At 43.0% G+C, this 12,041-nt stretch carries 11 protein-coding genes; 10 read left to right on the forward strand and 1 reads right to left on the reverse strand.

The genetic code is table 11. From position 1 onward, the window contains the following. Positions 1–42: 42 nt before the first annotated feature. The 5 genes from B0682_RS08925 to hemL all read left to right on the forward strand — a co-directional run bounded on the left by B0682_RS08925 (position 43) and on the right by hemL (position 6,156). A complete protein-coding gene (locus B0682_RS08925; protein WP_078308361.1) occupies positions 43–1,773 on the forward strand; it encodes a HAMP domain-containing sensor histidine kinase in 1,731 nt (576 codons plus the stop codon). Between the two features lie 234 nt (positions 1,774–2,007). Next, on the forward strand, positions 2,008–2,754 hold the full coding sequence (locus tag B0682_RS08930) for a methionine ABC transporter ATP-binding protein (protein WP_078308374.1): 747 nt from the start codon (positions 2,008–2,010) through the stop codon (positions 2,752–2,754). A 1-nt stretch (position 2,755) separates the two neighbouring features. Further along, positions 2,756–3,439, forward strand: coding sequence for a methionine ABC transporter permease (locus B0682_RS08935; protein ID WP_078308362.1), 684 nt, complete (start codon positions 2,756–2,758; stop codon positions 3,437–3,439). A gap of 144 nt (positions 3,440–3,583) precedes the next feature. Next, positions 3,584–4,567, forward strand: a complete 984-nt coding sequence (locus B0682_RS08940) for a MetQ/NlpA family ABC transporter substrate-binding protein (protein ID WP_078308364.1) — start codon at positions 3,584–3,586, stop codon at positions 4,565–4,567. A 272-nt stretch (positions 4,568–4,839) separates the two neighbouring features. Beyond that, positions 4,840–6,156, forward strand: a complete 1,317-nt coding sequence (gene hemL / locus B0682_RS08945; protein WP_205760134.1) for a glutamate-1-semialdehyde 2,1-aminomutase — start codon at positions 4,840–4,842, stop codon at positions 6,154–6,156. 161 nt (positions 6,157–6,317) lie between these two features. Here hemL and B0682_RS08950 read toward each other — a convergent pair whose 3' ends face one another. Next, on the reverse strand, positions 6,318–7,664 hold the full coding sequence (locus B0682_RS08950) for an FAD-dependent oxidoreductase (protein ID WP_078308367.1): 1,347 nt from the start codon (positions 7,662–7,664) through the stop codon (positions 6,318–6,320). Positions 7,665–8,202: 538 nt separating this feature from the next. Here B0682_RS08950 and B0682_RS08955 point away from each other — a divergent pair. The 5 genes from B0682_RS08955 to B0682_RS08975 all read left to right on the forward strand — a co-directional run. Beyond that, a complete protein-coding gene (locus B0682_RS08955; protein WP_078308368.1) occupies positions 8,203–9,009 on the forward strand; it encodes an acetoin reductase in 807 nt (268 codons plus the stop codon). A gap of 174 nt (positions 9,010–9,183) precedes the next feature. Next, on the forward strand, positions 9,184–9,744 hold the full coding sequence (locus B0682_RS08960; protein WP_078308370.1) for a DUF302 domain-containing protein: 561 nt from the start codon (positions 9,184–9,186) through the stop codon (positions 9,742–9,744). Positions 9,745–9,824: 80 nt separating this feature from the next. Then, on the forward strand, positions 9,825–10,202 hold the full coding sequence (locus B0682_RS08965) for a rhodanese-like domain-containing protein (protein WP_064623297.1): 378 nt from the start codon (positions 9,825–9,827) through the stop codon (positions 10,200–10,202). A gap of 23 nt (positions 10,203–10,225) precedes the next feature. After that, entirely contained in the window at positions 10,226–11,773 is a 1,548-nt protein-coding gene (gene ppx / locus B0682_RS08970; protein ID WP_078308376.1) for an exopolyphosphatase, read from the forward strand. Between the two features lie 166 nt (positions 11,774–11,939). Next, on the forward strand, positions 11,940–12,041 hold a 102-nt coding region (locus tag B0682_RS08975; protein ID WP_158077892.1), incomplete at its 3' end, for a helix-turn-helix domain-containing protein.

Below are 12,041 nucleotides of genomic sequence, written 5' to 3' on the forward strand. Positions count from 1 at the left end.
TTAGTATTTGTATGGGTAGTTAGTATGGGTAAATGGTTTTAAATGCGTTGGTTTCAATTTCGTTCGGTATTTGCCAAATTATTTGTCAGTGTCCTTGTGGCACTGATATTATTTGCCATTGCCATGTTGTTGTTAAACCAGTCGGTACAAAATAATTCTGCCAGTTTAAGAACTCGAGCGGTCGCCAGTCAGTTAGTGAACCAAGTTGAGCCTTTTTTGCAAAAAGCTCAAGCGTCTGACAGCCCCATCAAAGCTCAAATCATGCTGGCAGTGGTCAAAAAAACTTTTGAAATCTTCGATGATTCACTTGATGCCAAAATTGGCTTGTATTCTGTTGATGGTTATTTGGTGTTTAAGACTGATAACGCCGATTTGCCTGCCAAACTGCCAGAAGAACCTTCTTGGCTGATGAGTAACTTTCCCATTTTGTTTGGGACAGTGTCCCCTATCCAAGCACAAATTACCAGTAGCACAGGCCATACCGTCCTATATGAACCCAGACATCAACCGCATCGCTCAACGTTATCAGCGGTGCTTAACTTATTCACAGGCACATTGTTGTTATTGATGCTGATGGCTGGGGTATTATGGTGGATTGCTCGTTCGATGACGTGGCGAATCAATCAATTAAATCATCAACTTGCCCAGCTTGGTGAAGGAGACTTCACTGCTCGGGTTGGTGTGCATGGCGATGATGAAATCGCAAGCTTGGCAAGGGGCTTTAACCAAGCAGCACAAAAAATTGAAAAGCTGGTCGCTGCCAATAATTTGTTATTGGCACATGCCTCACATGAACTTCGTACGCCCATCACTCGTATCCGCCTACAAGTTGAGATGATGGACATGCTGGCACAAGAGCTAAGCGAAGATAAAAAGCTTAAATTTGATAAGCGAGCTGCTGCCATTAACCGAGACTTGTCTGGTTTAAATCAATTGGTTGAAAGTATTTTATTGGTCAGCCGTCTAGATGCAGGGCATGCCTTACAACAGGTTGAACGATTAGACCTATACACCCTTGTACAACAAGAATCACAACACTACCCTAAATCTCATCTTTATGGTGAATCAATCATCATTGACGGACAACCACAACTACTGACTCACCTAATACGCAATCTACTGAATAATGCCATGATACATGGCATACCGCCTGTGCAAGTGTATGTGTATGGCGTGGAAAACATGCAACAAGTTGAGTTTATCCCCACTCGCTTGGCTGTTGATACATTGACTGTTGATACATTAGGGGCTGATAAACAAGACACTGATGTCGATGTCATTCATACCGATTTGGCTCACACCAATATCAACCACCCCGTTCTGACAACTCAACATTCAAACCAATACGACAATCTTAATCATCTTGACAGCCCACACAATCTTAACAACCACCATACTCTTGATAAGGAACATGATAAGCATTCCCCAAAAGCACACCCAAACAAAAACCATAAAAAATCCGCCCGTATCGCCATGAGTGATACGGCTCAAAAAGCCCAAGAAACTTTGGCAAAAATGCGACAAAAGCCCCTACCCACTGTCGTCTATCGCCATGCTGTGTTGGCAGTCATCGACCAAGGTTTAGGCGTGCCAATCGACAAACGTGAAGACATCTTTAGTCCCTTTGTCCGTCTAAAACAAGAAAAAAAAGGCTCTGGGCTAGGACTGTCTTTGGTGGCACAAATTGTTGAAGCTCATCGAGGTCATATCATTACCGACACTTGGCAAGGACATACCCGCTTTTTGGTGGTACTGCCAATCAAATCTAAATAAATCGCAACTTGATGCACGACGCACTTTGATGTGGACATGCAACTCATTAATGCAAATTATTTATGCTGATTATGCAAAATCTTCATAAGCTTTTATCTGTTAAACAGATGCAGGCATATGCCAGCTATGATATATTACATCGTCTTTTTAACCACCCAGTTTTCACCCACTTTTTGCCCATTTTTTAGCCATTTTTTATTACCCATCAGTCAACCCAAGTCAGTTGCCCATATCATGATAGTTTTAGAACAAGTCAGTAAAAAATTCCAAAGTCAAAAAGATGGCAAATCGCATTGGTTCACAGCGGTTGAACCACTGTCATTACACATTAAGCAAGGAGAGATTTTTGGTTTAATGGGTTACTCAGGAGCTGGCAAATCCACCCTATTGCGACTGATGAATCTACTGGAAAAGCCTGATTCTGGCAACGTCATCATTGATGGCCAAGTATTGACCAATCTGTCCGCCAATCAACTACGCAAAGCCCGTCATCATATTGGTATGATATTTCAACAGTTTAACCTAATGGCAAATCGCACCGTCTATGACAACGTTGCTTTTAATTTACAAGTTTCAAGCTATCCAAAAGCACAACGTCATCAGCGTATCATGCAATGCCTTGATATCGTTGAGCTTAGCGACAGGGCGAGCCATTACCCTGCCCAACTGTCAGGTGGACAAAAACAGCGGGTTGGCATTGCTCGTGCCATTGCCCCAAACCCCAAAGTCTTGCTTGCTGATGAGCCAACCAGTGCTTTAGACCCTGCCACCACACGCAGTTTGCTTGCGGTACTTAAAGACATTAACGAACAGCTGGGTGTAACCATTGTCATTGTTACCCATGAAATGAGCGTGTTGCGTCGACTCTGTCATCGAACAGCATTGTTAGATAAAGGGCATCTATTAGAAGTTGCTGACATTCGTGATGGCGAAATTCATGCCACCACCCCAGTGGGTCAAAGTCTGGTGCAGGAGGATTGACATGGCTGCCATGGATTTAAATGAAGCGGTTAATAAACTTTGGACACTAAAGCCAGAGATTTGGCGAGCAACCATTGACACTTTTATCATGTTGGGCATTTCTACCACCGTTGCGATTTTAATTGGTGGCGTATTTGGGGTGTTTTTGTTTTTGAGCAGTGATCGTCAACTGTTGCAAAATAAGCCATTATATGCTGTGTTGGGTGGTTTTACCAACTTTATGCGGGCATTTCCGTTTGTGATTTTGATGATTGCCATGAGTCCATTTACCAAAACTTTGATTGGCACAAGCATCGGCCCGATTGCTGCGTCACTGGTACTTGCCATTGCAGGGTCATTTTATTTTGCTCGTTTGGTGGAGCAAAATTTACGTGAAGTTCCCCGTGGTATCATCGAAGCGACTGAATCCATGGGAGCCAACCCTTTGACCATCATCAAGGTGCTGTTGACCGAAGCTCGTTCTGGATTGGTGCTGTCAATAACCATTTTGTGCATCAGTCTGTTGTCCTATTCAGCAGCAGCAGGTATGATTGGTGGTGGCGGTTTGGGTGACTTAGCAATTCGCTATGGTTATTATCGTTATCAGACCGAAGTCATGGTATTTATCGTCATTGCCTTATCGGTCATGGTGATTGGCATTCAAGGATTTGGTAATTGGTTGGCAAGTAAATTAGACAAACGCTAACTGGCTTATGAAGCATTTTTTTATGAAGAATTTTATTCAACATCAGCCAAATATTTTTCACGGATATATCTCATTAATTGCGGTATATTACCTCGTTCATGTTTAATCATTTTAATTTTAAACCATTTAATTCAGGACACTCATATGACATCATTTGACCTTTATTCCATCAATAAACGCATCTGTTCAGCGGCTGCCATTGCTGGTTTGTCTGGTTTGGTACTTGTTGGCTGTAACAACAACGCTGGTACAAACAACGCTGGCACAAACAGTGCTGACACAACAGACACCGCCGCCACAGACAGCACAACCAGTAGCGATGCCACCACCTCTGCTGATGCCCCCAAAGACAAATCCACCATTGTGATTGGCACAACCGAAGGGGATTTTGCCGACATGGTGCGTAATCAAGTCCAAGCTGACTTAGAATCTCAAGGTTATGAAGTCAAGCTTGTAACCTTTACCGACTATGTGCGTCCTAACTTGGCATTGGCAGAAGGCGACTTGGACATCAACGTCTTTCAACATAAGCCATACTTAGACACCTTTAAAAAAGAAAACAATCTGGATTTGGTGGAAATCTTCCAAGTCCCAACCGCACCGCTTGGCATCTATTCTGGCAAAAAAACTGCCTTAACCGACGCTTTTGACGGTATGAAAGTCTCTGCTCCTAATGACCCAAGTAACTTCGCTCGTGCGTTGGTGATGATGAATGATTTGGGTTGGATTACTCTAAAAGATGGCATTGACCCACTCACTGCCTCAAAAGCTGACATCGCCAGCAATCCGATGAATATTGACATCGTTGAGTTGGAAGCAGCTCAGCTGCCAAGAGCTCGTGAAGAAGTTGATTTTGCAGTCATTAACGGTAACTATGCCACCGACGCTGGCATTAAATTGACCGATGCCTTATATCAAGAAAAAAGCTTTGCTTATGTTAACTGGTCAGCAGTGAAAACAGCAGACAAAGATGCCAAATGGGTACAAGACGTGACTAATGCCTACAACTCAGACAGCTTTAAGCAATATGCTCACAGCACTTTCCCCGGTTACAAATACCCTGCCATTTGGGGTGAGCAACCACAGGCTGACACAGCAACTGCCCAAGCGGCTCCAGAGACACAATAACCCCTTAAGCAAAATAACAAAAAGCAAAACCAACCCACTTTTTTTAGTAAACCCTTTTTTGTTGGTAAAGTAATCGCTTTTATTGACCATTGACCAGTTGCGTCAATGGTCTTTTTTGTCAATGGTGTTTTTACAGTGGCAGCAAATTAGTGGCAGCAAATTTGGGTATCATGGATTATCTTGAGTATAATAATGGTTATGACATTCATTTTTTAGACGACATTCTTTAGATGATTTTTTTACCGATGACATTAGGACACATCATGAAAACCATGAAAACCCATCACAACCCCAAAAATAACCAACTGTTTTTACAAGCCAAAAAACACATTCCTGGTGGGGTTAATTCACCCGTCAGAGCCTTTGCTGGTGTGGGTGGCACACCCATTTTTATTCATCGAGCAAAGGGCAGTAAGCTTTTTGATACCGAAAATAATGCGTATATTGATTATGTGGGGTCATGGGGGCCGATGATTTTAGGTCATGCCTATCCACCCATCATTGAAGCGGTGCAACAAGCAGCAGCAGATGGTTTAAGCTTTGGCGCACCAACCCCTTTTGAGACCACCATTGCTGATAAAATTTGTGAGCTTATCCCCAGTGTGGAGTTAGTACGAATGACCAACTCAGGCACAGAAGCCACCATGAGTGCCATTCGTTTGGCTCGTGGTTATACAGGACGGGATAAAATCGTCAAGTTTGAAGGGTGTTATCATGGACACAGTGATGGCCTGCTTGTGAAAGCAGGCTCTGGCATGCTTGATATTGGTGAACCAACTTCTAAAGGCGTGCCAAGCGATTTTGCCAAACACACCATCACCCTGCCCTACAATGACATTGATGCTTTGCACGCTTGTTTTAACAAGTTTGCCAATGAGCAGGGCAGTGAGCTGGCATGTGTGATTGTTGAGCCCATCGCTGGTAACATGAACATGGTCATTCCCAGTCAAGATTTTCATGATACTTTACGTCAACTGTGTGATGAGCATGGCGTGGTGTTAATATTTGATGAAGTGATGACAGGTTTTCGAGTTGGACTTGGTGGGGCTCAAACACATTTTGGCATCACCCCAGACTTAACCTGCTTTGGCAAAATCATTGGGGCAGGTTTGCCTGTGGGGGCATTTGGTGGCAAGCGGGCAATCATGGAATGCGTTGCCCCACTGGGTGGGGTTTATCAAGCTGGCACGTTATCAGGCAACCCATTGGCAATGCGAGCAGGGATTGCCATGTTTGATTCATTGACCAAAGACGGCTTTTATCAACAACTGGCAGATAAAGTAGATTATTTATTAAACGGCATTCACCAAGTGGCAGATAAACACGGCATTGCCATTCGCTCCAATCGTTTAGGGGGCATGTTTGGATTATTTTTTACCGACAACAACATTCCACAAAACTTTGATGATGTCAGTAAAACCGATAATCAAGCCTTTGCTCAATTTTTCCACGGCATGCTGGATAATGGCATCTATCTTGCCCCATCAGCATTTGAAGCAGCATTTATGTCATCGGCACACAGCATGCAAGATTTAGATGCCACCATTTTAGCAGCGGATAAGGTGTTTGCTGATATGAAATCTGCATAAAATAAACATAAATGAAATAAACATAAATGGCTTAAGGCGTGTTTCTACTGCAAAAAAACACGCCATCATCAACATAAGCAAACCAAATTGAACAAACCAAATTGAACAAACAACGACGGTTGTTGGTTAAGCGGTTTCTACGTTTCTACGTTTCTACGTTTCTACGTTTCTACCCCTGCAAACAACTCATTTAACGCTTCGCTCATCGTTGGGTGAGTGAAAATATAATCCCTAACCTCTTGATAAGTCAGACCCTGACGAATTGCCAAATCCATAAAGTTAATCAACTCATGGGCATTATCACATAACAACTGAACGCCCAGTATTTTATCGGTTTTGGCATCAATCACCGCCTTTAATAGTCCATCGGTTTGCTCTAAGATTTTGGCTTTGGGAATGTTGACCGCTTCTAAAACAGCCGTCTTAACGGCATGCCCTTGCTCCTTGGCAACTTGCTCGGTCATACCAACATTGGCAAGCGGTGGATTGGTAAACACCGCATAGGCAAAAGTGCGTCCTTTTGTGGTGTGTGTGCCATCACCCAACACTTGACTTTTGACCACCCGATAATCGTCCAAGGAAATATAGGTAAACTGTGGACTGCCTGCCACATCACCCATCGCATAGATATGTGGCACGCTGGTTTGTAGCCTATCATTAACGGCAATGTTACCTTTATCGGTCAATGTAACGCCTGCTTTATCAAGGTTTAACCCTTGCGTATTTGCCCGACGACCTGTTGCCACCAAAATCGCATCTGCCATCAATTCCCCATCTTCGGTTACAACCACCGCATGATTGTTGGCATCATTAACCTGCTTAATTTGTTGCTTGGTTTTGACAGTGATGTGTTTGTTTGCCATAATACCCAACAAATTTTGGCGAATGTCAGCATCTTCTTTTGGTAAAAAAGTATCGGCAGTTTCTAAAATCGTGACCACACTGCCAAACCCAGCAAAGATAAAGGCAAATTCCAACCCAATATATCCCCCACCAATGATGACCAACTGTTTTGGCAATTGAGTTAACTGCATGATGCTGGTGCTGTCATGGGCAAATTTGCTGTCTTTTAGCCCATCAATGGGTGGTTGCCAATTATACGCTCCTGTATTGATATGAATGTGGTCAGCGGTGATTGTTAGAGTGTCATCAGCTGTCATCACCTGCACGGTCTTATCATCAATAAAACTGGCTTCACCTGTGATGACCGTGGCGTTATCTAATTCATTGACTTTATCAAAATTGGCTTGATTGAGCTTAGCAATCAGTTGATTTTTACGGGCAATGGCATCGCTTAATGACACATCACGCTCATGTGATAAAAATGCCAATTTTTTTGATGGAATACACCCAATATTAATGCAAGTACCCCCATACATGTCGGCAGATTTTTCTACCAAGATGACCTCTTTACCTGCTTTAGCAAGGGTTTGAGCCAAAGTTTTCCCTGCTTTACCAAAACCGATGATGAGATGCTCAGTGTGGCGGATATTGTGAGAATGTGTCATAACTTACCCTTAAAAAAGCCCTTAAAAAAATGAAAATAAACCAAAATGGCTGTTAAACCAAACTAACTCAGTTAAATAAACGAACAAGTTAAACAGGCGAGCTGAAATTAAACAACCTAAAAAACCGAACTTAAGTTAAAACCAAACCTAAGCCAAGACTTTAGATTTTACCCAAATTGAGCATGGTTATCCAGCCAAATAATAATCCAATCACCTTTTATCAACCAATTATTAAGGTTGTTTCAAACACTGTTACATAAACAACACAAGCCAATAACGCATCATGCCTGTTTTAAAAATGATTGGTTGTTATAATCAAAGCATAAGTGAATTTTTTGTTGTTTTTATTTGTTGTTTTTAAGTGGCTTTTTTAAATGTTTAAATGACATGGCTTAGTTTAGCAATGTTGCCTGCTTAAAAATACTGCCCACTTAAATCAATCATTTGGCTTAGATTTGGTTAAATTTTAAATTTAAGTTAAGAGCTTCAATAAAAATTTACTTATTTGTTTATCACACATTAATATAAGGATAACATGATGACCACACAAAACAATCAACAAAATAAGCAAAATAACAGCAAAGTTGCCATCGTAACAGGGTCTGCCGCAGGTTTGGGCAATGCCATTGCCACTCGTTTGGCAAAAGATGGTTTTAAAGTGGTGTTGCATGACATCAGCGAAGACAATTTAAAAACGGCCAAAGATGAATTTGACAAAGCAGGCTATGAGAGCATCAGCGTTGTTGGTGATGCCTCTAAAAAAGACGACCAAATCCGCTTGGTCGATGAAGCGGTTAAGGCATTTGGACAGATAGATGTGTTTGTCAATAACGCAGGGGTTGAGTCGGTTGAGCCATTTTTGGCAATTGAAGAAAAAGAGATTGACCGTGTGCTTGGAGTGAACATTAAAGGCGTGATTTTTGGCACACAAGCGGCGGCTGAGCAGATGAAAAAACAAGATGGCATCGGCAAAATCATCAATGCGTGCAGCATTGCAGGACATGAATCTTATGAGATGCTAAGCTTATACAGTGCCACCAAGCATGCGGTGCGTTCGTTTACCCATTCTACCGCCAAAGAGCTTGCCGAGCATAATATCCGTGTCAATGCTTATTGCCCAGGGGTTGCTGACACGCCGATGTGGGAGCGTATTGATGCTGCTTTTGTTGAGCATAAAGGCTATGAACCAAAACAAGCATGGAAAGAGTTTACCCAAGGTATCTTGGTTGGTCGCCCACAACAGCCAGAAGATGTTGCCAACTTGGTGTCATTTTTAGCGTCCAAAGATGCCGATTACATCACAGGTCAAACCATACTGACCGATGGTGGCATGGTGTTTAGATAATGGTATTTAGATAATTGACAATGTGATGACTGACATAATAACATTGGCGACATTGAAAGCAACATTAAAATTGAAAGCAACATTAAAAAAAGCATTGGGAGAGTTGCCCAATGCTTTTTGTGGATAATAAGAAAGTCATTAAAAATATTTTAATTAAACCCAGAGAGATGATTTATGACAGTATACTCAGTTAAACACTCACTTAAAAAAACCAAGCGGTTTGCTTTGCCCATGGTGATGTCGTTGACTGCCATGATGGCATTGACCGCTTGTGGCAACCACCTGACCTCACAATCCAGCTCTGCTAAAACCATGCCCACCCAAACCATGGAGCATCACGCCATGAACACAACACACACCACCAAAACCATCGCCAGCCGTTATGATTTTAATGACACCGTCAGTCGCTTGCAGTCTGCTTTTAAAGATAAAAACATGACCATCTTTGCCACCATTGACCACCAGCACGCTGCCCAACAAGTGGATTTGGACATGCAGCCTGCCAAAGTCATCGTTTTTGGCACACCAAAAGCAGGCACGCCATTGATGAAAAAAGACCCTCATTTTGCGTTAAAATTACCCCTTAAAGTGCTGGTTACCGAAACAGATGGTCAGGTTTTGGTCAGCTTTGAAGACACGCACGCACTGATAGCAGGCAGTCAGATTGACTTTGATGATGTCAAAGACACGCTTGCCAATGCTGAAAAATTGATTGAAAAAACCGTAACCCAATAGTGATGTTTTAATAACTTTTAGTTTTAATAGCTTTTAATTTTAATAACTTCACAATCAATCCATTCCATCAGGAGACGATGATGAAACACGCCGTTTTATTGGCATTATCCGTGGCAACTTTTGGCTTAAGTGCCTGCTCATTCAATGCCACCGCCCAAAATCCAACCACAACAACCGCCATCAGCCAGCCCCCTGCCAAAGCCTTGGGTGTGTGGATTGATGTTCGTAGCACCGAAGAGTATGCCGATGGGCATTTACAAGGGGCATTAAACATCACGCCCGACCAAATCGCAAGCCGTATTGAAGCCATTGAGCCGAATAAAAACGCCCCCATCAATTTGTACTGTCGTTCTGGTCGCCGTGCTGAGGTGGCTCGCAAGACACTCTTAGAAATGGGCTATACCAATGTGGTTAACCATGGCGGTTATCAAGACTTGTATGAGAAAGGTTATCGTTGATGGTTGGTAATTTATCTGCCACCATGTTGACAAATGTGTCCTTAAACACTGCTTTAGATGATAACACTGCTTTAGATGACAATGAACTGATGGCAGCCATTGACATCGGTTCAAACAGCTTTCATTTGGCGATTGCACGTCTTGACCACGGTGAAGTTCGCAAAGTGGCATCTATGTCCGAAAAAGTCCAACTGGCAGCAGGATTAGATGGTAAAAACCGTTTAAGCGATGTCGCCATGCAACGAGGGTTGGATTGTTTGAGTCGTTTTGTCGGTCGATTAGAATCGGTGTCCCCTGAGCGATTGCGTATCGTGGCAACCAATGCCTTACGCCAAGCCAAAAATGCCAACGAATTCGTCAAACAGGCCAATCAAATTTTGCCCAAACCCATCGAAATCATTGCAGGACGAGAAGAAGCTCGATTGATTTATTTGGGGGTATCACACACCAATGCCAGTAGTGCCCAGCGATTGGTCATCGATATTGGGGGTGGCTCGACAGAGTTCATCATTGGACAAGCGTTTGAGCCAATATTAACCGAAAGCCTACAGATGGGCTGTGTGGCGTTCACCAAAGGCTACTTTGATGACGGTGGCATCACGGATAAAGCCTTTGATAAAGCCATCGCCGCTGCTCGCAAAGAAATTTTGGCAATCAGCAGTCGTTATCAAGAGGTGGGCTGGAGCAGTGTGATTGGCTCTAGCGGTACAATTAAAGCTGTCCGTAACGTATTGGTAGAACAAGGTTGGGCAGATAAACAAGAACGCATTACCTATGATGGTGTGGAAAAATTACAAAAACTGCTGGTTAAAATCGGTAATGTTAACCACATTGAGCTAGAAGGGGTCAAAGAACATCGTAAAGCGGTGTTTCCTGCTGGGGTGGCGGTGTTGATTGCGGTCATGCGTGTGTTGGGAATTGAGACCATGACTTACTCAGACGGGGCATTGCGTGAAGGCGTGATGTATGACATGCTTGGTCGCTTCGCCAGTGAAGATGTGCGAGATCGCAGTGTACAGGCATTGATACAACGATATTCGGTGGATAAACGCCAAGCCAAACGGGTGGTGCGGACGTGCCAGCAATTATTTGAAGCGGTCAAAAAGCCACTAAACCTACAAGTTGAAGATGGTGATTTATTACGTCGAGCGGCATTTTTGCATGAAATCGGCTTGGCGATTAGCCACAGTGGTTATCATCGCCACAGTGCCTATTTGCTTGAGCATTCTGATGTGCCTGGGTTTTCACAGGTTGATCAGCTAAAAATGGCACAACTGGTTGGCAATCACCGCCGTAAACTCAAATCTGATGCTCTAGAACAAGCATTGAATGTGGGTGGCGTTAATCTGGTGCATCTGGTGTTGCTGTTGCGATTGGCGGTTTTGGTTAATCACAGTCGCAGTAACCAACCCTTACCCTTTCACCTAACTGCCTTATCAAACACACATTGGCAAGTGGAGGCAAACCATCATAGCGATGATATGCCCCTACTGAAAAGTGATTTGGAAGAAGAGCAAGAGCAATTTAGTAAATGGAACAGACAGCTTAGCGTCAACAATAACAATGAGTGATGGATACGGTTTTGTTGACCATATTGCGGTATGATTGGCTGGGTTGATGGTGTCTTTTTTGGGGAGTTGGTTGAAGACATGCTTGCTATTATTCATAGCTTAGTAGCCGATTGTATGGACTTAGAAAATACAAAAAGCAAGTCAAACAGATGGTTAAAGAAAATCCATGATATTAGGACACACGATAGAACTTGCTCACAATAACAAACAAGCCACCTACTTTAGTAAGGCTTGCGGTGTCGCACGTCTTGCCTATAACTGGGCATTG

This window comes from Lwoffella lincolnii (genome assembly GCF_002014765.1).
Classification (GTDB): Bacteria; Pseudomonadota; Gammaproteobacteria; order Pseudomonadales; family Moraxellaceae; genus Psychrobacter; species Psychrobacter lincolnii.